Genomic DNA, 24086 nt, shown 5'->3' on the forward strand with positions numbered 1-24086 from the left:
TCCCGGGAGACGTACGGCCCATGAGCAGCATCAGCCCCAGCCCCGTCTCCCCCGTCGACGGTGGCGGCCTGCCCTTCCGGCTGGTCGCCACCGACCTCGACGGCACGCTGCTCACCAGCGAGGAGACCGTCTCCGCGCGCACCCGGGCCGCGCTCGCCACGGCCACCGGTGCCGGGGCGCTGCACATCATCGTCACCGGCCGCTCCGCCGCCTGGGCCCGGCCGGTCTTCGACGAGATCGGCTACCACGGGATAGCGGTCTGCGGCCAGGGCGCGCAGGTCTACGACGCGGGCGCGCACAAGCTGCTCACCTCGCTCACCCTGGACCGCCGGCTGGCCGCGCTGGCGATCGCCAAGATCGAGGCGGAGACCGGCCCGCTGGCCGTCGCCGCCAACCAGGACGGCCTGGACGGCGAGGTGCTGGCCGGCCCCGGCTACGAGCTGCTGATCGGCTCCGACCTGCCGGTGACGCGGGTCGCCAAGGACGAGCTGTTCGCCTCCCCGCTCAGCAAGCTGTACATCCAGCACCGCGGTCTGACCGACGACGGCCTCGCCGAGGTCGCCCGCCGGGTGGCCGGCGACCTGGTCGGCATCGTCATGGCGGGCGCCGGCATCGTCGAACTGCTGCCGCTCGGCCTCTCCAAGGCCACCGGGCTGGCCGTCGCCGCCCGCCGGCTGGGCGTGAAGGCCGCCGACACCATCGCCTTCGGTGACATGCCCAACGACGTGCCGATGTTCGGCTGGGCCGCGCACGGCGTCGCCATGGCCAACGCGCACGCGGAACTGCTGGCGGTCGCCGACGAGGTCACCGTCAGCAACGACGAGGACGGCGTCGCGGCCGTCCTGGAGCGGCTCTACCCGGCGCAGTGAGCGGCCGGGGAACCGGCGGGGCGGGTGTGGACCGGGTCGCGGATCGTTCCGGCGGCACCCGGATGCTGACCGTCACAGAAAGAGTTTGTATGCTCCGCTGAAGCCCCGCGTCTCCCGGTGCGGTGCTCCTGTGCGGTGCTCCCGGCGGACCCGGGCCGTGCCCCCGGACACGTACAGGATTGCTGCTTCCGCCGCTGAGAGGTACGCGCATGTCAGGCCAGTGGGACGAGAGCACGTCGGGGGCGGACGGCCGGCGGCGCGCCGAGGGCGGCTCGCGGGGCGGCGGTTCGCCGCGTGGCACCGGCGCGCGCGGCGGCAGCACACGTGGCAGCGGCACGCGCGGCGCGGGCGCTCAGGGCGCCGGCACCCCGCGCGTCGCCCGCACCGAGCAGGCGGCCGACGCGGGCGAACGCGTCCCCGCGCCCCGGCCCGGCGGCCGGGCCGAGGCCCGGCGGGCCGCCCAGGGCAAGGGCGGCGGCCGCGGCAGGTCCGACGGCGACGGAGCCGCGGACGCCTCCACGGCGGGCGGCCGGGCGGCCGCGCGCAACAGCCGCAAGCCGAAGCGGAACGTCAAGAAGATCGTCGCCTGGTCGGTGGCCGGCGTCCTCGTCGTGCTGGCCGGCACCGGCGGCGCGATCTACTACAAGCTCAACGGCAACATCAAGTCCTTCGACCCGGAGGCGGTCTCCACCGACCGCCCGCCGGAGGCGACCGCCGACGCCAACGGCAACAAGCCGGTCAACGTCCTGCTGATCGGCTCGGACTCGCGCGCCGGCAAGAACAGCGACCTCGGCGGCGGCAACGAGGGCGGCGCCCGCTCGGACACCACGATCCTGCTGCACGTCTACGCCGACCACAAGCACGCGGTGGGCATCTCCATCCCGCGCGACGCCCTGGTCACCATCCCACGGTGCAAGCTGCCGAACGGGACGTGGAGCAAGGAGGCGTCGAACCAGATGTTCAACTCGGCCTTCTCGGTGGGCAACAGCGAATCCGGGAACCCGGCCTGCACGCAGAACACCGTCGAGAAGCTCACCGGCATCCGCGTCGACCACACCATCGAGGTGAACTTCGAGGGCTTCGCGGCGATGACCGAGGCCGTCGACGGGGTCGACGTCTGCCTGCCGAACGACATCTACGAGGGGCACCTCAACCCCAACCTGGGCAAGAAGGGCAAGATCGTCCTGCCCAAGGGCAAGCAGAAGCTCTCCGGCCAGAAGGCGCTGGACTACGTCCGGCTCCGGCACGGCATCGGCGACGAGTCCGACGTCGGCCGGATGAAGCGCCAGCAGGCCTTCCTGGCCTCGCTGATGGCCAAGGTCAAGGGCGAGGGCCTCAGCCCGACCACGCTGCTGCCGCTGGCCGACGCGGCCACCAAGTCGATGACGGTCGACCCCGGGCTGGACTCGGCCAAGAAGCTGATGGACTTCGCGCTGTCGATGAAGAGCATCGACCTGCACGACGTCAAGTTCCTCACCGCTCCGTGGCGTTACAACGGCCCCCGGATCGACCTCGTCCACCCGGCGGTCGACAACCTCTGGAAGACCCTGCTGGCCGACCGGACCATCGACGGCCAGGACGCCACCGGCAAGCAGGACGACGCGCCCCAGACGCCGACCGCCGCACCCGAGACCACCACGGCCGCGCCGTCGCCGGCCGCCGTGGACACCCCGGTCAAGGTCGCGGTCTTCAACGGCACCACCGCCTCCGGGCTGGCCGCCAAGGCCGCCGAGACGCTCAAGGCCGCCAAGGTCACCGTGACCGGAGTCTCCACCGCCAAGAACACCAACAAGGCGGTCACCACGGTCGAGTACGGCAGCGGGCAGAAGGCCAACGCGGAGAAGGTCGCGGCGCTGTTCCCGAACTCCACCCTGGTTCCCACCTCGGCGGCCGGGATCAGCCTCGTCCTCGGCAAGGACTTCGCCGCCGCCAACGCCGCCGCGGCCCCTGCCGCCGCCGCCCCGAGCGTCCCGGCGCCGCTGCCCACCGAGGTGGTCAACGAGGCCCGCTCGGCCGACGACGACATCTGCAGCAACGTCTCCTACGGATAGCCGTCGCCGGCCCGCTCGGACCGTCCCCCGGGGCGCCGGAGCGGGCCGGGGCCGGGAGCGGACCGGCGCCCGGGCGGTCAGAGCGCCGCGCGGATCCAGCCGTCGACCAGGCCGGTGAGGTCCTGGTCGGCCTGGCCGTGGTCGACCACGTGGGTGCGGATGACGTCGCCGCCCCCGTGCCCGAACAGGCCGCCGCGCTTGTCCGCCTCCAGCACCACCTCGACCCTGTGCGGGGTGGTGACGAAGCTGACCTCCAGCGAGTTGCAGGAGTGCGCGTACTGCGGCGCCGAGGAGAACTCGATCTCCTGGTAGAAGGGCAGCGTCTGCCCGGTGCCCCGGATGTGGCCGGCCTCCAGGTCGGCGGAGCGGAAGCCGAAGCCGAGCTGGAGCAGGGTGTCCAGGATCCGGCGCTGCACCGGCAGCGGCTCGACCTCCAGCGGGTCGGAGTCGCCCTTGTCGAGCGCGCCCGCGATGTCCACCTCGGTCCGCACGCCGAGCTGCATCCCGTGCAGGCGCTGCCCGGCGACGGTGGTCACCGGCGTCTCCCACGGCACCTGGACGGCGAACGGGATCGACCGGTTCTCCCCGGGCGCCAGCACCAGCGGGGCCGTCACCGAGAACTTCGCGAACGGGTACAGCCCGGTGCTCTCGCCCTCCTCGTGCTCGATCTCCACCCGTGCGACCAGCGTCAGCGTGATCCCGCGGATGTCCGCCTCGACCGTCCCGCCGGTCAGCTCGACCGTCCCGTACAGGGTGCCGCCGGGCTGCACCACCGGCGTGGTCAGAACGGTGTCGACGCCGGGGCCGCCGACACCGAGGGCTCCGAGCAGCTTCTTGAACACCATGCGGGCGATCTCCTCGTCTAGGGATGGACCGAAGTCGTCGGGTGCAACGCCAGGGCGGCCCGGACGGTTCCCGGGCAGGTCACGCGGCAGTTGTAGGATGACCGGGCAATCAGTTGTAGGATGACCGACGACCAGACCCGAGGGGAGCTCCGCCATGACCGCGCCCGGCCACAGCCAGGACACGTTGCAGGCCGCCGGACGGCGCTCGCTGGTGGACACCGCCATCGACCAGCTGCGCGAGCAGCTCGCGGCGGGGGCCTGGCCGGTCGGCTCGCGGATCCCGACCGAGCACGAGCTGGCCGAGCGGTTGCAGGTCGGCCGGAACACGGTGCGCGAGGCGATCCGGGTGCTGGTGCACGCCGGCATGCTGGTCTCCCGGCAGGGCGAGGGCACCTTCGTCCGCAGCACCAGCGACCCCGCCGCCGTCCTGCGGGGCGTCCAGCGCTCCGGGGTGCGGGACGTGCTGGAGGTCCGTGCGGCACTGGAGGCGGAGGCGGCCCGGCTGGCCGCGCTGCGGCACACGCCCGAGGACGTCGTCCGGATGCGGGCCGCGCTGGCCCGCGAGGCCGAGGTGATCGCGGCGCACTCCGAGCGGACCGGCCGCGAGGCGACCGTCGAGCACGACCTGGAGTTCCACACCGCCGTCGTCGAGGCCGCGCACAACCCTGCGCTGACCGAGGTGTACCGCTACTTCGGCGCCTCGGTGCGCGAGTCGATGCGGACGGCCTTCGGCGACCACGAGATGCCCGAGGTGGTCGTGGCCACCCACGCGGCGCTGGTGGACGCGATCGAGAGCGGCGACCCGGACCGCGCCGAACGCGCGTGTCGCGCGCTGCTCGCCGAGCCGATCGCGGCCGTCGAGCAGCTCCTCGCGGCCATCGCGGCCCGGAAGTGAGCGGTACCCGCCGGTACCCGCCCCTTCCGCCGTCCGCCCCCGGTTCCACGTTTCACGAAAGAGCAGCACGCCCCATGGCAGTCACCCGTGCCCAGCAGCCGGTTGTCACCACCTCCCCGCTCCCCGTCCGCAGCCGGCTGGCCCACCCCGCGCTGCTGCTGACCGGCATCCTGCTGGTCGCCCTCAACATGCGCGCCTGCCTCGCGGCGATCTCCCCGATGGTCGGCGAGATCCAGCGCACCTTCGGCCTCTCCACCACCGCGAGCGGGCTGATCACCACCGTGCCGGTGCTCTTCCAGGGCGCCGGCGCCCCGCTCACCCCCCGGCTGACCAGGCGGTTCGGCACCGAGCGCGTGGTGCTGGGCGCGGTGCTGGTGCTCGGCGCGGGCGTGCTGCTGCGGGTGCTGCCCTCGGTGGCCGCCCTGTACGCGGGGTGCGTGGTGATCGGCGTGGCGATCGCGGTCCTGAACGTCTCGATGCCGGGCCTGGTCAAGCGCGAGTTCCCGGGCCGGGCGGCGGCCATGACCGGCGTCTACTCGACCACCATGCTGGTCGGCGCGACGCTGGCGGCCGGGACCTCGGTGCCGCTGGAGCACGTCCTCGGCGGCGGCTGGCAGGCCTCGCTGGGTGCCTGGTCGCTGCTGGCGCTGGTCGCCGCCGTGGCCTGGCTGCCGCAGGTGCTGCGCGCGCGTCAGGAGAAGGCGGCGGTGGCGGCGCCGGCCCGGCCCGCCGCGACCAGGCCGATCGAGGGGATCTGGCGCACGCCGCTGGCCTGGCAGATCAGCCTCTTCATGGGCATCTCGTCGCTGCTGGTCTACACCCTGGTGGCGTGGATGCCGACCATCCTGGCCGACCACGGGATGGACCGCGGCGAGGCCGGCCTGGTCTTCGCGTTCTCCAACCTGGTCCAGGTGACGGGCGCCTTCCTGGTGCCGCTGATGGCCGGCCGGATGACCAGCCAGCGCACGCTGGCCGTGGTGATGGCCGCGCTGAACGCGCTCGGCATCACCGTCCTGCTGGTCTCGCCGGTGCCCGGTGCCTGGGTGGCGGCCACCATCCTGGGCGTCGCCCAGGGCGGTTCGCTGGGCCTCGGTCTCGCCTTCATCGTGCTGCGGACCGACAGCGCCGCCGGCGCGGCCCAGCTGGGCGGCATGTCGCAGGCGGTCGGCTACCTGGTGGCGGCGGCCGGCCCGGTCGGCGCCGGGGCGCTGCACCAGCTGACCGGCGGCTGGACCACCCCGCTGACGCTGATGCTGGTGCTGGCCGCCGTCGTCGGCGTGGCCGGCTGGGGCGCCGGACGCAATCGGACGCTCTGAGGCGTCCGGCCGCGGCGGGCCCGGGGCGCGGGAGACCCGCCGCGGCTACTCCTCGGCGGCCAGGGTCAGCCCGGCCAGCTTCACCGAGGCCAGCACCGCCGCCCCCACCGTGAGCACCAGCAGCAGCGGCACCGCCACGCCGAGCCCGACGTCGGCGGTGATCGCACCGTCCCCGGCCACCGCCCCGGCCACCGACAGCCCCCACTGCTGGATGCTCAGCGTCCTGGCGCCCTCGACGAAGTTGCCGATCAGGGACTCCCAGACCAGCGCGTACGCCAGCCCGGCCACCACCGCGTGCCGGGTGACCACGCCGAGCAGCAGGAACAGCGCGCTGTACGCGGCCCCGGCCACCAGGGTGGCGACGGTGTAGCCGAGCGCCAGCCCGTCCTCGGTGCCGTACAGCAGCAGGCCGGCCAGGAGCGTCGGGACCGCCGCGAAGACCCAGGTGGTGCCGACGGCGACCGCCAGCTTGGTGGTGATGATCTTCCAGCGGGGCAGCGGCTTGGCGAGCAGGTAGACGATCGAGCCGTCGTCGATCTCGGTGGCGATGGCACCGGTGCCGACGACCAGGCCGAGGATCGGCAGCAGCGTGCCGAGGCCCAGCTGGCCGAGGATTCTGACGGTCAGGTCGTGCTTGTCCCCGCTGGAGCCGCTGGCGATCGCCGAGACGAGCAGCAGCAGGGCGGGGACCACCAGCAGCAGGATGCCGCGGCGGCGGCCCAGCAGGCCGCGCAGCGTCAGCCTGGCGACGGTCGGGTTCATGGTGTGGTCGGCCTTCCTGGGTCCGGGTGGGTGCGACGCGTCCGTGGGCGCTAGGCGGAGACGAGGTAGGAGAAGACGCTCTCCAGCGACTCGTCCGCCGGTGCGACGGTGTACAGCCGGACGCCGGCCTGCTGGGCGACCTTCGGCAGCAGGGTGGTGAAGCCCTGGAAGTTGACCGCCTGGATGCGCAGCGCCTTCTCCTGCTGGTCCAGCTCGATGCCGGCCGTCGACGCGTCGGCGATCAGCGCCGCCGCGAGCCGGCGGTCGTCGCTGGAGCGGACCAGGTAGCGGTGCGGGCGGTCGGTCATCAGCCGGCGGATCTTCCGGAAGTCGCCGGAGGCCGCGTGCCGGCCGGCCACCACGACCTCGATGTGCCGGGCCAGCTGCTCGACCTCCTCCAGGATGTGCGAGGAGAAGAGCACCGTCCGGCCGTCGGCGCCGAAGCGGCGCAGCAGCTCCATCAGCTGGAGCCGCTGGCGCGGGTCCATGCCGTTGAACGGCTCGTCGAGCAGCAGCACGGCCGGGTCGTGGACCAGTGCGGACGCCATCTTGACGCGCTGCTTCATGCCCTTGGAGTAGGTGCCGGTCTTCCGGTCCTGGGCGTACTCCATCTCGACCAGGGCCAGTGCCCGCCGCGCGGCGGCACCCGGGTCGGCGAGCCCGTGCAGTTCGGCGTTGGCCAGGACGAACTCCCAGCCGGTCAGGTAGTCGTACATGGACTCGCGCTCGGGGACCAGCCCGATCTGCCGGTACACCTGCTGGTTGCGCCAGATCGGCGCGCCGTCCAGGGTGACCGCCCCGGTGGAGGGGGCGAGGAATCCGCTCATCATGTGGATGAGGGTGGACTTCCCCGCGCCGTTCGGGCCGAGCAGACCGGTGATGCCGGGACCGATCGCCATGCTGACGTCGTTGACGGCGACCACGTTGCCGAACCAACGCGAGACCTTGTCGATGGTGATGGTGGCCATGGCGCCCTCTCAAATCCTGCGGTTGTCAGATGCGGCGGTAGCGGCGCAGCAGCAGCGCGTACGAGCCGGCCACCATCGCGACGGCGACGGCGGTGAAGACGGCCACGCCGAGGGCGCCGGGCGCGTGCATCCGCTCGGGGCCGCTGCCGAGGTCGAACAGCTGGTTGGTCAGGCTCTCCACCAGAGCGCCGGGCGAGAGCAGCACGATCCACTGGGCGGAGTCCGGCACGGCGGAGGAGACGCCCCGGCTGATGCCCACGACGATCCCGACCACCGCGGTGGAGACCGCCAGGTAGCCCATGATCGCGGCCACCCCGAAGCCCCGGCGCGGCGTGGCCGCGGCGATCACCACGGCCACCGAGGTCGGCACCACGGCGTACAGCACCGCGGTGACCAGGCCGTAGACGAAGTGCGCGCTCTGGTGCCCGAAGTCCAGCCCGCCGAGCAGCGCGCCCACGTACAGCACCAGCAGCGGAGCCGCCATCAGCAGCAGCTGGGCGGTGGCCATCGCGGCGAACTTGGCCCGGACGTAGTCGGCCCGGGTGATCGGGCGGGAGAAGTAGAGCGGGACGGTGTGGTGGCGCAGGTCCCGGGAGAGCAGGACGGGCGCCTGCGAGGCGAGGAAGATCGAGACGACCAGCCCGACCGCGCTCAGGTACTGCGGGTAGTCGATGGGCAGGTCCTCGCGCTTCGTGGCGAGGGTGATCGCCACCGTGATCGCGGCGGGCGCGATGACCGCGCCGAGCACCAGCATCGGCAGCACCTTGGACTTGCCGGAGCGCCCGAGCCCGTACGCGGCGCGCAGGCTCTGGGTGAACAGCGAGCGGGTGGCGTACGCGCGGCCCAGCCGGGGGCCGGTGTAGCCGCGGTAGCCGATGTCGTGGATGACGCCGGAGTCGGCCGGCCTGGTCTCAGGAGGCAGCGACATCTGCGGTACCTCCCTGCGGTGCGCCCGTGTCGGTGTCGGAGTCGGTGTCGGTGAACAGTTCGGCGACCCGGTGGCGGCGCTGCTCCAGCCGGACCAGCCCCAGGCCGAGGTCCGCGACGGCGTCGCGGATGGCGTCGTACGTCGCGTCACCCGCGAGCCGGACCAGCAGGACCCGCGGGCCGTCCGTCTCCGCCGAGAGCCCGGCGGCGGCCAGCCGGTCGCGCACGGCGGCGCTCGCGTCGGGGGCGTGGTCGTCCGGGAGGTCCGTCACCTCGACGACGAGGGTCGCCGTCGCGCCGGTGAAGGAGGCGGTGGACGAGGACCGCAGTAGCTTGCCGCCGTCGATCACCACCAGGTGGTCGCAGGTCCGCTCCAGCTCGCCGAGCAGGTGGGTGGTGACCAGCACCGAGATGCCGAAGTCGGTGTGGACCCGCCGGATCAGGGCCAGCATGTCGTCCCGGCCGACCGGGTCCAGCCCGTTGGTGGGCTCGTCCAGCAGCACCAGCTTCGGGTCGTGCACCAGCGCCTGGGCCAGCTTCACGCGCTGCTTCATGCCCGTGGAGTACCCGCCCATCGGCCGGTACCGCTCCTCGTAGAGCCCGACGTGGCGCAGCGTGTCGGCCGTCCGTTCCCGGGCGGCCGCCGCCGGCAGTCCGGCCATCCGGGCCATGTGCACCACGAACTCGGTCGCCGAGACGTCCGGTGGCAGGCAGTCGTGCTCCGGCATGTAGCCGACGCGCTCGCGGATCTGCGACCCCTGGGTGGCGATGTCCAGCCCGAGGACCTGCCCCGTACCCGAGGTCGCCGGGGCCAGCCCGAGCAGGATCTTGATGAGTGTGGACTTGCCCGCCCCGTTCGCCCCCACCAGGCCGACCACCCCGGGCTCCACCTCAACGGTGAGCTGATCGAGGGCGGTGACCCGGGGGAACCTCTTGGTGAGGCCGTCCGTCTTGATGACAGTGGACACGTTGCTCACCGTAGTGCGCCCGCGCGGTGCAGGTCGTGAGCTGGAATGACGAGCCCTCCTGCTGCTGCGGTATGACGTTCTCCCACCTGTCCCCTAGGGGTCGGCAGAGCCGATCTCCGCTTGTACTCTTGTCGGACTCTGACGGGGGACGCTCGGGCCCGGGTGCCCGACGGGACGGAAGTGAGCACATGACCGACCGCGCGACCGAGTTCGACCGGATGATGAACCCCTGGGCGTACGGCTCCGACGGCAACCTGACGGCGAAGGCGCAGCAGCAGGAGACCGCGCGCACGCGGCTCAACTCCTCGAACGCCCCGGGCGCCGGCGGCGGCACCGTCGACGTCGACCCGGCCGCCCTGGACGCCGCCGCCGGCGCGTCCGACCAGATCCACGGCCGCCTGAACGGCGACGGCCGGGCCGCCGACGACGAGACCACCAAGGTGTCCACCTCGCTGGCCAACTGGAGCACCGGCAAGGCCGCCGCGCAGACCGCGTCCACCTGGGACCAGCAGATCGCCGCGCTCAACACCACGATCGGCGAACTCACCCAGGCGCTGCGGCAGACCGCCACGAACTACCGGACCAACGACACCGCCGTCAAGCACGACCTGGGCGCCTGAGGGGGACTGACAGATGGTCGACTTCCACGAACTGAGCACCGCCAAGCTGGACGTCCTCGGCGAGGCCGCCACCGCCTGGGAAGACGTGGTCAAGAAGCTCCAGGCCATGGACCGGGACTGGGACGGCTCGGTGGTCGCCAAGGTCAACTCGGCCAACTGGAGCGGCCCCTCGGCCGACCAGGCCCGACCCAAGCTCCAGCGCGTCAACGAGCAGCTCACCGCCGCCGTCACCGAGGCCACCGCCATCGCCTCGGTCTTCAAGGACGCCGGGAACGACTTCCAGGCCGCCAAGGGCAAGCTGGACAAGGCGGTGGCCGACGCCCGCGGCGCGGGGCTGACCGTGACCGACGACGGCACCGTCAGCTGGCCGCCGGCCGACTCGGCCACCCGGCACGACCCGGACGCCAGCCGGGCCTACAACGACGAGTACCGCACCAAGGCCGAGGCGGCGCGGAAGGCGATCGACTCGGCCGTCCAGGAGGCCACCGCCGCCGACGAGCGGGCCGCCTGGGCGCTGCGCTCCGACGCGACGGCCCCCGACGACCTGAAGTCCTTCAACGCCAAGGCGGTCGGCGCCGGCCCGGACGCGGACGGCATCCGCGCCGCCCAGCTCGCGGGCAAGGGCGGCAAGATCTCCGACGCCGAACTCACCGAGCTCAACTCGCTGTTGGCCGCCAACCAGAACGACCCGCTGTTCTCCACCCGGTTCTACCAGGACCTCGGCCCCAAGGGGACGCTCCAGGCCTGGAACAGCATGGTCGGCGACGAGTCGCAGTTCAACGGCGCCAGCGACGCCCGGTGGAAGCAGTACCAGGAGCTCCAGAAGAACCTCGGGCTCAACCTGGCCACCGCCACCCGCACCACCAACGTGCCCCACCTGCCCGACCAGTGGGCCGCCGACCTGCGCAAGGCCGGCGCCGAACCGCTCTGGGACAAGCCCTACCGGCAGAGCGGCATGGACTACGCGCCCTACGGCTACCAGGTGCTGTCCGGCATCCTGCGCACCGGCGACTACGACCCGCACTTCCTCAACCCCATCGCCGAGCACGTCACCCAGCTCGACACCGACGAGAAGTACTGGCCCGCCCCGGTGTTCGGCCCGCGCAGCGACCGCCGCGGCTTCAACCTGCTGGGCCAGGACGGCGGTTCGGGCTTCGAGCCGACCACGGCCATCCTGGAGGCGCTGGGCCACAGCCCGGAGGCGGCCACCAAGTTCTTCCACGACACGCCGACCGCCTACAACACCGACGGCACCGTCAACCCGAACGGCAAGGCCAAGCCCGCCGACTACCTCGACTACTTCACGCACGACAAGGAGTACACGCCGGACACCGTCTCGCAGAAGAGCGAACTGCGCCAGGCGGGGATGAAGAGCGGTCCCGACGCGCTCGGCCACGCGCTGGAGGCGGCCACCACCGGCCGGGCCTACGACGACCACTCCGGCACTGCCGCCAAGCACACCGCCGACCAGGCCGACGTCATGAACAGGGTCGTGCAGACCTTCGGCACCCACGGCAACGGCGGCGTCCTCGACGACCTCAAGGGCGAGGACGCCAAGTTCGCCCCGCTGCGGGACAGCCTCGGGCACATGTCCGCCGACTACATCGGCGACGTCCAGCGGGCGCTCTCGCCGCACAAGGACGACCTGCCGGTCAACGGCGCCCCGGCCGGCCTGAAGGAGGCCCCGGTCCGCGGCCTGCTGGACGCGCTCGGCCGTGACCCGGACGCGTACGGCGCGGTGGCCAACGCCAACCAGGCCTACTCCACGGCGCTGGTCCGCGGCCACATCGAGAACGGGACCGACTTCGCCCGGCTGGAGTCCGACATCGACTCCACCTCGCGGGCCGGCGGCGTCATCGGCGGCATCCTCAACGAGGCCCGGATCAACGAGGTCCACCAGGAGCACGCCACCTCCGACAAGGAGTACAACGAGGCGCTGGAGAAGAACGCCGGCTACGCCAAGACGGCGTTCACCACCACGATCGGCGCCGTCACCGAGAAGGTGCCGATCGCGGGCGAGGCCGCCAACTTCCTGGTCGAGGAGATCACCGACAGCGTGGTCAAGGCCAACGAGCGCGACACCACCGAGGACGGCCGCCAGGAGGGACGCGACTACGTCGCCGAGGGCCGGGAGGGCACGGCGCTCGGCGCCAAGCAGGCCGTCATCGACGCCGCCAACGGCACGAAGCTGAGCCCCGAGGACGTCCGGAGGCTGGCCGACAGCGCCGGCGACCGGGCCCTCGACGGCTACACCGACGGCTCCGGCGGCAGCCAGAGCTCCAACGGGACGGTCTCCGGATGACGCGCGCAGCACGCCCCGCGGCGGCCGCCGGGCTCGTACTGGCCGCCGTCCTCGGCCTCGCCGCGTGCGGCGGCGGCGGCTCGGGCAAGGCCGCCGGCGGCGCAGCGGCGTGCGACGGGGTGGTCGCCACCGACCGCGCGGGAGCGCTGCTCGACGACGGCGCCGCCCCTGCGTACAAGCTCGACAAGCAGCTCGACGCCGCCCAGCAGCCCGGACTCCAGCTGCTGGGCTGCACGGCGGAGGCCGCCAAGGGCCTCGGGCTCAGCGTCCGGCTGACCGGCAGCGAGACCCCGGGCGGCGGCCTCAAGGGGCCCGAACCGCAGCCCGGCGAGCCGGTGTACTCGCTCGGCTTCGGCGACCGCAGCCAGGTCACCCGGTGGGGCGCCCGGCTGACCTTCCGGTGCGACGGCACGTACGCGAAGTCCGGCAAGCCGCTCTACTTCACCGCCGAGGCCGCCCCGTACCAGGCCTCGGGCCCGGCACCGCAGTCGCCCGCCGCCCGGTGGACCCCGGAGGCCTGGGCCAGGCTCGCCACCGACAGCGCCCGGCGGGCGGCCGGCGGCGTGCTCGGCTGCACCGCGCCGGTCGCCTGGCCGAGCGGGGAGCCGGCGCTCTCGCCGGCCACCGCCGCGCCGGCCCCGTCCGGCACCTCCGGGTGACGTTGCGGACCGACCCCGCCGCCGGCCCGCCGACGGGGCGCCGCCTGGTGCTCGGCGCCCTCGGCGTGGCCGTCGCGGGCGCCGGGGCCGTCGGCTGGCTGGACTGGGACCGGCACCGGCCGGCCGAACCCCCCGGCCGGGCCGCGACCCTGTGCGACCTCCCCACCGGGGCCGGGACACCGCTCGGACGGCTGCTGCCGGACGGCGGGCAGGAGACCGAGGAACGCCTCTCCCGGTGGGTGCTCTCGACCGACCCGAAGGGCTGTTCGGTCCGGGTGGACGGCCGGGCGGCGCTGACCGTCCGGGCCACCGTGCACGACGGCTCCGTGGAGCCGCTCCCGGTCGGCGACGCCCGGCCGGACGAGGTGAGGAGCTTCGGCGCCGGCTCCCGCTCCGCCTCCTGGCCCGCCGGCGCGGCGGTGGCCGAGTACTGCCCCGGGAAGCAGCAGCCGATCCGGCACGTGGTGGTGGAGGTGGCCCCGGGCGAGGCCGCGCGGACCGGGCGGCCGGACGGCGACCGGGCGGACTTCGAGGCCATCGCCCGGGGCCTGCTCGGCGCCTACCAGAAGGCGGTGTGCGCGTGAGGGTGACCCCGGACGGCACACGACGGGCCGGCGCCGCCCTCGGTGTCCTGGTCCTGCTCGGCGGCGGCCTGGCCGGCTGGCACGCGTACCTCGACGCCGCGGCGGACCACCCGCCCGCGGTGTCGCTGAGCCACGGCGAGTGCCGGGGAGCCCTCGCCGACGAGCGGATCGGCCGGCTGCTGGGAGCGGCCCGCACGGTCCGGGTGGAGAGCGACTACCGGCCCGCGGAGGCCGGCCGGCCGCCCCGGCTCCGTTGCTTCGCCGCCGGGCAGGGCGAGCACGCGCTCTCCTTCGAGGTCGAGGCGGCGCGGTCGGCCGAGGAACGCGCCGACGCCGCCGCGCGGGCGCTCCCGAAGGGGGCCCGCAGGTTCGACGGCGGCGGGGCCGACCACCGCACGGGCGTGCTCCGGTTCGACTGCGCGGTCAAGGCGCCGGAGACCGGCGAGGAACGCACCGCCTACTACCTGGCCACGGTGAAGGCCGGCCTGCGGGACAGACCGCCGGCCACCGGGCCCGGCGAGGAGACGATGGCCGAGCTGGCCGTCGTGCTCGGCCGGCAGGCGGCGGAGCAGGTGCTGGGCTGCACCGGCCCGGTCGACTGGCCGGCCACTCCGGTGCGCTCCGCCTGACACCCGCACTCCGGTGCGCCTCGCGTAGCGCCCGTGCTCCGGTGCGCCTCGCGTAGCGCCCTTCGCGGGGGCGGGCGGCGCGTGGGGCGAGGCTCCGGCGCGGTGCCCACGAGCGGTGCCCCGGGGCGGGCGCTTCCCCGGGGCGGGCGGCGCACGCGTGGCACCGCCCGCCCGGGGATCAGGCCAGCAGGTCGGACTGGAGGGTGACGACCTGGCGGAAGGCCGCGGTCTTGACGCCCTTGGGGTTGGTCATGGTGACGACCCCGACGACGTCGCCCGCCGACAGGTACGCCACCCGGCCGGTCGGTCCCGCGTCCGGACCGGTGGCCGGGGTCTCGCGGGTGGCGAGGTCGACGCCGTTGACCGAGTCCCAGCCCTGGGTCGGGCCGGTCTTCAGGCCGGGGACGCCCTTCGGGTCGCCCTTGGAGCGCAGGTCGGCGAAGACGTCCCAGGCCTCGGTCGAGCCGCCGAAGGCGAGCAGGCGGATCTGGGTGCGGGTGCCATCGGTGGCGGTCCACTCCCGGACGGTCGCGGCGCGGCAGGCGTTCTGCAGCAGCAGGGCGCGCAGCTCGGCCGCGTCCTTCTGCTCGCCGGCGAGGGCGTCGCAGGGCACCCAGTCAGTGGTGGCCGCGGTGGTGGCCGCAGCGGTCGGGGCCCCGCTGGAGGGGGTGCCGGACGCCGTGGCACCGGCGGTCGGGCTCGCAGCCGCGCCGACGGACGCGCTCGACGAGGCCGACGCGCTCGCCGGTGCCGTCGGGCTGGGGAAGACCACCGGCGCCAGCGAGCCGCCGGCCTCCTTGGGGGCGGGCAGGAGCAGGTACCGCAGGTCGGCGGCGTGACGGCTCTTGCTCTCCCTGGGCACGGCCTTGCCGGAGGGCAGCGGCGGCAGGACCAGGGCCGGGAAGGTGTAGCGGCCGTCGCGCTCGGTGGCCAGGCCCGGGATGTCCGTGCGGTCGGGTGTGGTGACGGCCACCGCGGCTTCCGTACCGGCGAGCGCGCAGACCAGGACGGCGGCGCTCCAGCGCACCGCCGCGCGGCGCCGGCGGGTGCGGCGGGCCGCGAGCTCCTCCGGGCTCAGCGGCTCGGGGACCGGCGGGGCGACGGGGACGCCCCACGGGTCGGCGGCGGGCGCCCCGACCGCGTCCTGACCGGTGACGGCCCCCGGCGAGGGCGGCGCGAACGCGGCCGGGGGTGCGACGGGCGGCGGCGCGGGCGCGTCGGCGGGGCTCGCCGCGCCGTCCTGCGGGGTGACCGCGCTGTCCTGCGGGGTGGCGTGGTCGGTCATGCGGACGCTCCCGGGGTGGCGAGGCGGTCGAGCTGCTGGGTGAAGAGCGAGACGATCTTGTCCTTGGGCAGCGGTGCCACGCCCTCGGCGGACATCACCACCAGGAGGTCGCCCTCGGCGGCCGAGCACTCCAGGTAGTCGATCGGCGCGGCCGGCGGGGCGGGCATCAGGTAGCAGTGCGCCTCGGGGTGGTTCGGGATCGCGGGACCGATGCGGAAGATGCCGGTGTCGCCCGTGAAGACGGCGGTGTACTCGTTCAGCTTCTGCACCTCCTGCTGGTTGAACTGGCGCAGCTTCATGCCCATGACCAGGTCGTCCCCCTTGGCCTTGTAGCTGCGCACGCCGGTGGCCTTGACGTGCAGGCCCTGCCAGTACTGGCGCAGCTTCTCCTGCTTGTCCTTGGGGATCTGCTGGAGGTCGTCGTCCAGCTCGGCGGAGAGCTGGTCGGCGCTCAGCTCCGCGTCGTTGCCGTAGCCGCCCTCGTCCGGGCCGAGCGAGTACCCGACCGGAACGGGCAGCAGCAGGTCGCGCAGCGAGCCGAAGTGGTTGCCGTTGGACTTGGCGCCGAACGGCGTCGGTGTGGCGGTCGGGGCGGGGGCGGCCGTCGGCCCGGCGGCGGAGACGGGCGCGGGGTCGTCGTACTGGGTCTTGATGATGCCGATGCCGATGCCCACGCCGACCAGGGCCGCCGCGACGGTCGCGCCGGTGGCGCGCAGCAGGCGGCGGGAGGACGGGGCGGGGCTCGCAGGGGCCGGCGCCTCGGGGGCGGACGGGGCCGCGGCGAACGCCGGCGGCAGGGGCGCCCCGGGGGCGGGCGCCGGCTCGGGGGTCGTGGACCCGGTCACGCTGCTGTCGCTCATACCAGCCGCTCCCACTGCTGCTTGGCAAGGCCCTTCAGGACCTCGGGGTCCACGGGCTGGGTGCCGAAGACCTTGATCTCCATCACCACCGTGCCGCGCTGCGCGAGCGCGGTGCCGAGGTAGAACTGCTCGGTGGTCTCGGCCCAGTACGAGGCCTCGCTGTCGACCTGGTAGCCGCCGTTGGCGTCGTCGGCGAACGGCTTCAGCCGGTAACCGGACGCACGGGACTTGGCCTCGGCGGCGCGGTCGGCCGAGAACTGGATCAGCGAGACCCGGACCTTCAGCCCGTCCTTCATCCAGTCGGCCTCGGCGGCGCGCCGGAACTCCCTGGCGTTCAGGTTCTTGAAGGCCTCCGCCGACCGGCCGCTGTGCTCGGCGAGTTCGCCGACCGAGATCCAGCTGGGGGTGTCCGGGTAGTCGCCCCACGCGGTGCTGCCGGAGGGGGCGGAGATCAGCAGCTTCCGCAGGTCGCCGTCGATGGCGAGCGGCTTCGGCGCGGCCGCGGCCACGGCCGCCGGGTCCACCGACCCGGCCGGGTAGGACGGCAACGCGACCTGGATCGGCGGCAGCGGCGTCGGCGGGCGGCTCGCCTGGACCGCGTAGCCGACGGCGCCGCCGACGACGGTGCCGAGCACCAGCCCGGACACCAGCAGCAGCACCGGCCGCGGACGGCGGGGGCGGCGGACGGGCGCGGGCGCCTCGGCGGGCGGGAAGGCGAACGGGAGGGCGGGCGCCGGCACGGACGGCATGGCGGACGGTACGGCGGACGGCATGTCAGGCGCCGTGGCGGGCTGGCTCGCGGGCGGGCTCGTGGGCGGCGCGGCCGGCGCGGCAACAGCCGGCGGCTCGGCGGCCGGCGCGGCAACAGCCGGTGCGGCGGCCGGCGCGGCAACAGCCGGTGCGGCGGCCGGCGGAAGCGCGTCGGCGGGCGACGGCTCCACGGGTTCGGTGGTCACGGAGTGGCTCCAGAAGGGGAAGGGTGACGGCGGACGCGGGCGGCGGCGGAACTCAGCCGCCGGAGGACAGCCACTCGCGCTGGCGCTTCATCAGTTCGCTCAGCAGTGCCTTGTCCGGATTGCCCTTCACGTCGACGTCGATCGTGTACTGCACGTCGCCCTGGCTGGAGATGCCGGTCATCGAGCCGGTGTAGGCCTGCTGCTTGGGCTTGTGCACGTAGCCGTGGGCGTTCGGGTCCCCGTCGATGTCGATCGGGTCCAGCTTCATGGTGTAGTTCCTGGCGAAGTCGCCCGCTCCCCCGGTCGACGCGAAGCGCATCAGGGTCACCGTGACCTCGGCCTTGCCGTCCGCCGTGCGGTACGTGCGGTTGGCGGCCTCCTTGTACCCGTAGGAGCCGAGGATGCGCATGATGCCGTCCTGGTTGCCGAAGTTCGCGGCCACCTCGTCGTCGGTCATCGTCATGCCGTCGGCCGGGCCGTAGGACTCGCCGCCGTCGGGGATCGGGAGCAGGAAGTAGCGCAGGTCACCGTCGTGCCTGCCGCCGCTGACGCTGCCCTTGACGGTGCTGCTCGGCTTGGGCGCGGGCGCGGCGGTGGCCGGCGCCTCGGTGGTCGGCGCGGCGGTGGGCGTGGCCTGGGCGGTGGCGGAGGCCGACGCGCCCGGGCCCGGACTCGCACTGCGGCCGTTCTGCCCCGCGTTCGGCGAGGCACCGGCCGCTCCGGCGACGACGGCCGGCCCGGGGTCCGGCTTGCCGACGGCCACGGTGACGGCGGCGCTGGCCGCGGTCACGGCGAGCAGGCCGGCGGTGGCCAGGGCGACTCCGACAGCGCGCGGCAGCTTCCGCGCGGACGCGACGCCCTCGACGGGCGCGGCCCCGGGCGCGAGCACCGGCGCGGGAGCGGCAGCGGAATCGGGTGCAACAGCGGTTTCGAACGACGCCGCGTGCGCCGGGTCGGCGGCAGACGGCACGTTTTCGGGCGCGGACAAGGAACTCCCCCGGGGGACATGTGGGATGTCGCGCACGGGCCCCTCGCGGGCCACCCCCGTGGCTCCCCAGGCCGACCGTCACGCGTCTCGCCAGGAATTATGAGAGCCCGTCCACTCCGGTGCCAACAAAGTTAATCGCCGCACTCCCACCCATGCTCGACTATTCGGACACGCCGTGATCGAACCGCAATGGGCGGGTCGGCCCCCGCTGCCGACCCGCCCCCGCCATCGCATCGCACCACGCCACGCCGCGGCGGCCCGCACCACGCCGCACCGGGCCGGGCCCGTCGAAGGCTTGACGGCCTGCCACCGTTCGCCGCGCGCCCGGTCCGGCCGTGGAGACCCGGTGACCCGGCGACCCGGTTCAGGAGTGGGCGCGCTCGGTGGCCTCGACGACCTTGCCGGAGGAGTCGATCGCGATCTTGTAGTCGCCGGCCGAGCAGGGGTAGAAGCCCTTGGTGCTGGTCGGGTCGGCGAGGCACTCGCCGATGTGCTTCACCAGGTCGGCGACGTTGACGTCCTTCGGGGCCGTCATGACCGAGTTCAGATGCCCCTTGACGGTGGGCGCGAACGGCGCGCTCTTGTCGGCGCCGGTCGGCTGGAAGACGACGTCGTTGACGCCGCACGCGGTCTTGGTGTCCTTGTAGACCAGCGTGGTCGCCGTCGTCCCCTTCACGGGGTAGACCCACTTCTGACCCGCCGGCAGCGGCGTGGCGTCGCAGAACCCCTCGGCCCCGTCGCTCGCCCCCGCCGAGGGCTTGGCCGCCCCGCCGGGCTTGCCGCTCTGGCCCCCGGTCGGCGCCGCGGAACCGGTGGCCGCGGCGGTCGGCGCCGTCGTGGCAGGGGCCGTGGTGGCGGGCGCGCCGCCGCCCGCCTGGTCGGAGGAGTTGTCCGGCCCGCAGGCCGTAAGCCCCAGCGCCGCGGCGGCCACCAGGCCGACGCCGAGGACCCGCTGGACGATGACCGTTCCCCGGAAAGCAGACATGCTGAAAGAACCCCCGTTTAACGCATGATCAGATTGTGAGGTGCGGCGGAAAGACTAGCGCCTCGGTCCGATACCGTGACCGGTGGCGGGGCAGGGGCCCCGGCCACGCAGAACGCTCGGGGGAGCTCGCATGCCAAATCCTGATCTGGCCTCGCAATTCACGGTCAATCCGGCCGCACTGGACGGCTGCGGGCAGAGCGCGCAACACATCGGCGGGCAGATTCCGGGCGAGACGACGAAGATCACCGCGCCGAGCGACCAGGCGTCGGCGACCCTCGCGGGCTGGCAGACCGCCGCCTCCCTGCACAACTGCAGCACCAACTGGAAGACGCTGCTCGACAAGCTCGGCGGCGACATGTCCACCTGCGGCAGCAAGCTCGTCCAGACGGCCGCCGGCTACCGGCAGGGCGAGCAGAGCGCCTACGCGCACCTGCGGGGGAGCAACGCGGCCGCCGCCGGCGGGGCACCGGCCGGCGCCGCCACCGACCCGTTCGGGACGGTGCTGGCGAGCGAGACCGCAGGCGCCGGCCGGAAGGACCGGTAGCCGTGGACATCGCGACGCTGTACAACGCCAACATCAACAACATCACCATCGCCAAGAACGCCTACGACGCCCTGGCCACCGCTTTCGGGCAGCACGTGGAGGCGTGGCAGCGCGAGGTCGCCGACCGGCTGGGCGCCTCGCACTGGACGGGCGACACGTCCGACAAGGCGCAGGCGGAGATCCGGGACCTCAGCACCAAGCTCCAGGCCGCCCGCCAGGAGATCTCCTTCGTCAGCCGCGCCCTCGCCGACGCCGCCGAGGCCTTCGCGGCGGCCCAGTCCCACCTGATCAAGGCCCTCGACGACGCCAAGGCGAAGAAGTTCGAGGTCGCCGCCGACGGCCGCATCACCTGGGACAACGAGCCCACCTCCGCGAACTACGCCGGCGACGGCGCCGAGGCGGCCGCCAGGGACATCAGCAAGCGGATCACCGACGCGCTGAACGAGGCCGACCACTCCGACGGGGAGATCGCCAAGCGGCTGAACCACCTCTCCCACAACGCGACCAGCGGAACCGGCCTGGACGCCGGCACCGCCAAGGCCGACCAGGACGCCATCGCCGCCCTCGACCAGGCGCCCCCGGCCGGCACCGACCCCAACGCCGTCAAGGACTGGTGGAACAGCCTCACCGACGAGCAGCAGCACCGGTTCGTCCTCAACCACCCCGACCAGATCGGCAACCTCGACGGCATCCCCGCCGTCACCCGCGACCAGGCCAACCAGATCCGCATGGCGCGGACCAAGCAGGACCTCCAGACCCAGCTCAACCAACTGGGCCCGGAGCCGCCGAAGACCGTCGTGACCGCGGGCGGGATCATCACCAACCCCATGTACAGCGCGTGGAAGACGCTGCACGACGACGCACAGGAGAAGCTCGACAGCATCAACACCATCGAGAGCCGGCTGAACGGCGACAAGCTGAAGGCCCGTGACGGCAGGCCGGCGTTCCTGCTGGGCTTCGACACCACGGGCAAGGGGCGGGCGATCATCGCGATCAACAACCCCGACACAGCGGACAACGTGCTCACCTTTGTCCCGGGTACGCACGCCCGCTTCGGTCAGGCTCCCGGCGACATCGACAAGGCGGACGAGATGGCCAAGACCGCCGCGGAAGCGGACCGCACCAAGACGACGGCGACCATCGCCTGGGTGGGCTACGACGCGCCGCAGAACCTCGTCCCCGAGGCCTCGTCGGACTCGTACGCCGAGAACGCGGAGAAGGACCTCGCCCGCTTCCAGACCGGCCTGCGCACCACCCACGAGGGCGCACCGTCCCACAACACCCTGATGGGCCACAGCTACGGCAGCGTCACCGTCGGCTTCACCATGCGGGACCTCAGGCCCCCGGTCGACGACGTCATCCTCGTCGGCAGCCCCGGGGTCGGCGTCGACCACGCCAAGGACCTGAACATCGACCCCTCCCACGTCTACGTCTGCCGCGGCAGCGAGGACACCATGATCAAGAACGTCGCACGCACCGGCCTGGCCTTCGGCACCGACCCGGTGGCGGACGAGTTCGGCGCCCAGCACCTGCCGGCCGGGGACACCGACCACTCGCACTACTGGAAGCCGGGGACACCGCCGGTCAAGGCGTTCGGCGCGGTCGCGGCCGGGAAGTGGGCCGGCTGATGAACCGGACGAGCACCCGGCGGGTGGCCGCGGCCCTGGCACTGCTGTTCACGGTCGCGGCGTGCGGCCACGACTCCGACAAGCCGACCATGACCCGGGCCGAGGCGAAACAGCGGACGCAGGACTACATCGCCCAGGTACTGGCCGCGTTCCCCCAGCCCGTCACCGCCGCCGCCGGGCGGGAGAACGACGGCTACTGCTTCAAGGACGACGCGGTCTCCGAGGAGGACGGCCGGGTCAACGCCGTCACCGAGAAGACACTGCCCGGCGTCCCCCTGGCGAAGCACGCCGAGTACGTCGCCGCCTTCCGCAGCAAGGCCGAGGCACTGGGCTTCACCGCGACCGGCTCCGGGACGTCGCTCTACTTCACCAACAAGTCGAACGACTTCTCCGCCAGCATCATGGAGATCGGCGACGCCGAACGGACCCTGCAGATCGGCTTCGTCTCCCCCTGCGTCTGGCCGGACGGCACGAAGCCGCCCGGCTAGGAGCGCGCCACCGGACCGGCCCGGGACACCCCCGGGCCGGTCCGGCCGCGGAGGGCCGGAGGCACGCGTGGCGACCTCCTCGACCGCGGCGCCGCCGGGTCCTGCGAGGAGACCGAGGAACCGCGAAGGAGGACGACGACGTGACCGACCTGCCGGAGGACACCCCCGAGAGCGCCGCGCGGAGGCTGGACAAGCTCCGGACACCGTCCGAGATCGATGCGGCGTTCGATCGTGGCGACCCCGACGTCGGGACGGCCGTCATCCGGCTGGTCTTCAGCTGCGAGGACTTCGACGTCGTCGCGTCGCGGGTGGAGCGGGCACTGCGGTCGGCGGACTTCACCACGCGCGAGCGCGGCTGCACGGCCGCCGGGGACATGACGCGGGTGTTCGGGAGGCTGTCGCCGGGGATCTACCGGCGGCTGCGGGAGATGGGCCCCAAGGGCCAGGCGGAGGACCCCGTCTCGGACGTTCTGACGTTCATCCCGTTCCGCGAACTTCCGCGGTGGTTCAAGCTGCAGAAGATCCGCAGCAGGGTGATGCGGTTCTGCTACCGGCGGTGGAGTTCGATCGTCGATGCCGGCGACTTCACGGCCCGGCTGGTGAAACGCGTGGCCGGCCGCCCGCGCGGCCGTGCCGGGGGATAGCGGCGGTCCTCACCAAGGGTGCCCGGGAGCCGCCCGGGCTCAGATCGCGATCAGTCGGATCCGCCTGCCGCAGAGCTTGGCCATGTCGTCGACATCCGACGTGAGCATCGCCACCGGTCCCGGTTGGCGCAGTGCCATCTCGGCGACGGTCGCGTCGATCGCATACTTGTGGCCGTGCAGGCCCGCCTGCTTCAGCAACTCGGCAGAGGCTCGGGCGGCCTGCTCGGTGACCGCCTCGATCTTGACCTGTGAGAGCACCCAGTGCAGCCGAGGAGCGCTCACCCGGGCGTGCACGACCTCCACGATCGTGTTGGCGCAGACCACCAGATCGGCCGCCATGGAGTGGAAGGACCGGATCATCGCGAGCACGCCACGATCCTGTGCGATCCAGGCGGATACTCCCTGGGAGTCCAGTACGACGGTCTCGACACGCTCGCTCACGCGGCGGTCGCCGCGTTCTCGGACCCGGCCGAGCCGAAGATCTTCGCATGCGCGGCGGCGAGCTCGTCGTCCGTGAACGCGCCGTGTTCCTCCTCGTAGCGGCGCAGCTCCTCACCGAGCAACTGGTGCCTGATCTGCCGGGCGACCGCTTCGGCGACATAGCCGGAGACGTTGTCCGTCAGTTTCTTCAGCTCCGCCACCTGCTCGGTGGGCAGGGTGACCGTGATCCGCGTCGTAGCCGCCATGACGCGAGCATACTGCGGTATGCCTCGGCTTCGCCGGCCTTTGCCGGCACAGGGTCGACCGCATGCGCTTGAGTACGGTGATCCTCGTCCACCGGCGGGCCGAGGGACAGAAGATCTGCCGGCGGCCCGGAAAGGCCGCCGGCCGGTGCTCGGGGCGTGAGCGGCCCCCAGCTGGTCACGGTCCTTCCCGGGCGCGTCCGCGGTGGCGTGCACGGCCCTGCTCAGGCGGCGGGCGCGGTGGAGCGTTCGCGCAGGAGGAGTGCGGCGTTCAGAGCGACCACCGCGGCGGCGAGGCCGTGGACGCCGAACGCGGTGGCGGCCGACCCGTGGTTGCCCAGGACCGTCAGCATGTCCGTGACGGGCGCGAAGGTGAACCCCAGCAGCGCCCAGCCGAGGGCCTTGCGGTGGCCGGTCAGCAGGAGCGCGAAGACGCCCAGGCACATCGAGATGTCGCGCCCGCCCTTGACGGTGAGGAAGCCCGTGCCCTCGTGCTCGGGCCAGCTCGGCAGGCCGAAGCCGGCCGCGGACGCCTGCGGGTCCAGCAGGTAGAGGAGACCGATGTACAGGAGGAACAGACCGCTCAGGGCGGAGAGGACGGTGGTGAAGCGCTTCATGGCTTTCCTGTCT

At 73.3% G+C, this 24086-nt stretch carries 26 protein-coding genes; 13 read left to right on the plus strand and 13 right to left on the minus strand.

The features are described 5' to 3' along the window. Positions 1–20 precede the first annotated feature (20 nt). Positions 21–869, plus strand: a complete 849-nt coding sequence (locus tag C2142_RS18400) for an HAD family hydrolase (protein WP_148643659.1) — start codon at positions 21–23, stop codon at positions 867–869. A 209-nt stretch (positions 870–1078) separates the two neighbouring features. Beyond that, positions 1079–2920 carry an LCP family protein gene (locus C2142_RS18405; protein ID WP_148643660.1) on the plus strand — a complete coding sequence of 614 codons (1842 nt, stop codon included), beginning with the start codon at positions 1079–1081 and terminating at the stop codon, positions 2918–2920. 77 nt (positions 2921–2997) lie between these two features. Here C2142_RS18405 and C2142_RS18410 read toward each other — a convergent pair whose 3' ends face one another. Then, on the minus strand, positions 2998–3765 hold the full coding sequence (locus C2142_RS18410) for a sporulation protein (RefSeq protein WP_148643661.1): 768 nt from the start codon (positions 3763–3765) through the stop codon (positions 2998–3000). 154 nt (positions 3766–3919) lie between these two features. On the opposite strand from C2142_RS18410, the gene C2142_RS18415 reads away from it, so the two are divergent. Both C2142_RS18415 and C2142_RS18420 read left to right on the plus strand, forming a co-directional pair. Continuing rightward, complete coding sequence (locus C2142_RS18415; protein ID WP_148643662.1) at positions 3920–4660, plus strand: FadR/GntR family transcriptional regulator; 741 nt, start codon at positions 3920–3922, stop codon at positions 4658–4660. Positions 4661–4734: 74 nt separating this feature from the next. Continuing rightward, positions 4735–5976 (plus strand): MFS transporter, encoded by a 1242-nt coding sequence (locus C2142_RS18420; protein WP_148643663.1) that lies wholly within the window; start codon positions 4735–4737, stop codon positions 5974–5976. Positions 5977–6021: 45 nt separating this feature from the next. Here the strand turns inward: C2142_RS18420 and C2142_RS18425 are convergent, their stop codons facing one another. Genes C2142_RS18425 through C2142_RS18440 form a run of 4 tightly spaced genes read right to left on the minus strand, consistent with a single transcriptional unit; the run spans position 6022 to position 9601 of the window. Beyond that, positions 6022–6738, minus strand: coding sequence for an ABC transporter permease (locus C2142_RS18425; RefSeq protein ID WP_148643664.1), 717 nt, complete (start codon positions 6736–6738; stop codon positions 6022–6024). A 50-nt stretch (positions 6739–6788) separates the two neighbouring features. Beyond that, positions 6789–7706, minus strand: coding sequence for an ABC transporter ATP-binding protein (locus C2142_RS18430; RefSeq protein ID WP_148643665.1), 918 nt, complete (start codon positions 7704–7706; stop codon positions 6789–6791). A 25-nt stretch (positions 7707–7731) separates the two neighbouring features. Beyond that, positions 7732–8634, minus strand: a complete 903-nt coding sequence (locus tag C2142_RS18435; RefSeq protein ID WP_148643666.1) for an ABC transporter permease subunit — start codon at positions 8632–8634, stop codon at positions 7732–7734. Next, positions 8618–9601 (minus strand): ABC transporter ATP-binding protein, encoded by a 984-nt coding sequence (locus C2142_RS18440; protein ID WP_148643667.1) that lies wholly within the window; start codon positions 9599–9601, stop codon positions 8618–8620. Before C2142_RS18440 ends, C2142_RS18435 begins: the two co-directional genes overlap by 17 nt. 188 nt (positions 9602–9789) lie before the next feature. On the opposite strand from C2142_RS18440, the gene C2142_RS18445 reads away from it, so the two are divergent. From C2142_RS18445 to C2142_RS18465, 5 genes are read left to right on the plus strand one after another with little or no spacing between them, the layout of a single operon-like run. Continuing rightward, entirely contained in the window at positions 9790–10221 is a 432-nt protein-coding gene (locus C2142_RS18445; protein ID WP_162002501.1) for a WXG100 family type VII secretion target, read from the plus strand. A gap of 13 nt (positions 10222–10234) precedes the next feature. After that, complete coding sequence (locus tag C2142_RS18450) at positions 10235–12523, plus strand: hypothetical protein (protein ID WP_148643669.1); 2289 nt, start codon at positions 10235–10237, stop codon at positions 12521–12523. Further along, positions 12520–13182, plus strand: coding sequence for a hypothetical protein (locus C2142_RS18455; protein ID WP_148643670.1), 663 nt, complete (start codon positions 12520–12522; stop codon positions 13180–13182). The genes C2142_RS18450 and C2142_RS18455 overlap by 4 nt, the downstream gene beginning before the upstream one ends. Then, the gene (locus tag C2142_RS18460; protein ID WP_153882792.1) at positions 13179–13766 is read left to right on the plus strand and encodes a hypothetical protein; all 588 of its coding nucleotides are present in this window, start codon (positions 13179–13181) and stop codon (positions 13764–13766) included. The genes C2142_RS18455 and C2142_RS18460 overlap by 4 nt, the downstream gene beginning before the upstream one ends. Further along, positions 13763–14395, plus strand: coding sequence for a hypothetical protein (locus C2142_RS18465; protein WP_153882793.1), 633 nt, complete (start codon positions 13763–13765; stop codon positions 14393–14395). Before C2142_RS18460 ends, C2142_RS18465 begins: the two co-directional genes overlap by 4 nt. Positions 14396–14573: 178 nt before the next feature. On the opposite strand, the gene C2142_RS18470 is transcribed toward C2142_RS18465, so the two are convergent. From C2142_RS18470 to C2142_RS18490, 5 genes are all read right to left on the minus strand, one after another. Then, positions 14574–15680, minus strand: coding sequence for a hypothetical protein (locus tag C2142_RS18470; RefSeq protein WP_148643672.1), 1107 nt, complete (start codon positions 15678–15680; stop codon positions 14574–14576). Beyond that, the gene (locus C2142_RS18475) at positions 15677–16540 is read right to left on the minus strand and encodes a hypothetical protein (RefSeq protein WP_194235788.1); all 864 of its coding nucleotides are present in this window, start codon (positions 16538–16540) and stop codon (positions 15677–15679) included. Before C2142_RS18475 ends, C2142_RS18470 begins: the two co-directional genes overlap by 4 nt. Then, positions 16537–17496, minus strand: coding sequence for a hypothetical protein (locus C2142_RS18480; RefSeq protein ID WP_148643673.1), 960 nt, complete (start codon positions 17494–17496; stop codon positions 16537–16539). The genes C2142_RS18475 and C2142_RS18480 overlap by 4 nt, the downstream gene beginning before the upstream one ends. 52 nt (positions 17497–17548) lie before the next feature. Next, positions 17549–18484: a hypothetical protein gene (locus tag C2142_RS18485; RefSeq protein ID WP_148643674.1), complete on the minus strand. Its 936-nt coding sequence runs from the start codon at positions 18482–18484 to the stop codon at positions 17549–17551. 364 nt (positions 18485–18848) lie between these two features. Then, positions 18849–19469: a hypothetical protein gene (locus tag C2142_RS18490; protein WP_148643675.1), complete on the minus strand. Its 621-nt coding sequence runs from the start codon at positions 19467–19469 to the stop codon at positions 18849–18851. Between the two features lie 130 nt (positions 19470–19599). On the opposite strand from C2142_RS18490, the gene C2142_RS18495 reads away from it, so the two are divergent. The 4 genes from C2142_RS18495 (at position 19600) to C2142_RS18510 (ending at position 22773) form a co-directional block, all read left to right on the plus strand. Continuing rightward, positions 19600–20013 (plus strand): hypothetical protein, encoded by a 414-nt coding sequence (locus tag C2142_RS18495; RefSeq protein ID WP_148643676.1) that lies wholly within the window; start codon positions 19600–19602, stop codon positions 20011–20013. Between the two features lie 2 nt (positions 20014–20015). Then, positions 20016–21641, plus strand: coding sequence for an alpha/beta hydrolase (locus C2142_RS18500; protein WP_148643677.1), 1626 nt, complete (start codon positions 20016–20018; stop codon positions 21639–21641). Beyond that, positions 21641–22129: a hypothetical protein gene (locus C2142_RS18505; RefSeq protein ID WP_148643678.1), complete on the plus strand. Its 489-nt coding sequence runs from the start codon at positions 21641–21643 to the stop codon at positions 22127–22129. Before C2142_RS18500 ends, C2142_RS18505 begins: the two co-directional genes overlap by 1 nt. A gap of 140 nt (positions 22130–22269) precedes the next feature. After that, positions 22270–22773, plus strand: coding sequence for a hypothetical protein (locus tag C2142_RS18510; RefSeq protein ID WP_148643679.1), 504 nt, complete (start codon positions 22270–22272; stop codon positions 22771–22773). Positions 22774–22812: 39 nt separating this feature from the next. Here C2142_RS18510 and C2142_RS18515 read toward each other — a convergent pair whose 3' ends face one another. The 3 genes from C2142_RS18515 to C2142_RS18525 form a co-directional block, all read right to left on the minus strand. Next, positions 22813–23214 (minus strand): DNA-binding protein, encoded by a 402-nt coding sequence (locus tag C2142_RS18515; RefSeq protein WP_148643680.1) that lies wholly within the window; start codon positions 23212–23214, stop codon positions 22813–22815. Further along, positions 23211–23459, minus strand: coding sequence for a hypothetical protein (locus C2142_RS18520; protein WP_148643681.1), 249 nt, complete (start codon positions 23457–23459; stop codon positions 23211–23213). The genes C2142_RS18515 and C2142_RS18520 overlap by 4 nt, the downstream gene beginning before the upstream one ends. A 221-nt stretch (positions 23460–23680) precedes the next feature. Continuing rightward, on the minus strand, positions 23681–24073 hold the full coding sequence (locus tag C2142_RS18525; RefSeq protein WP_148643682.1) for a DUF4267 domain-containing protein: 393 nt from the start codon (positions 24071–24073) through the stop codon (positions 23681–23683). Positions 24074–24086 lie beyond the last annotated feature (13 nt).

This window comes from Streptomyces sp. CB01881 (genome assembly GCF_002953255.1).
Lineage (GTDB): Bacteria > Actinomycetota > Actinomycetes > Streptomycetales > Streptomycetaceae > Kitasatospora.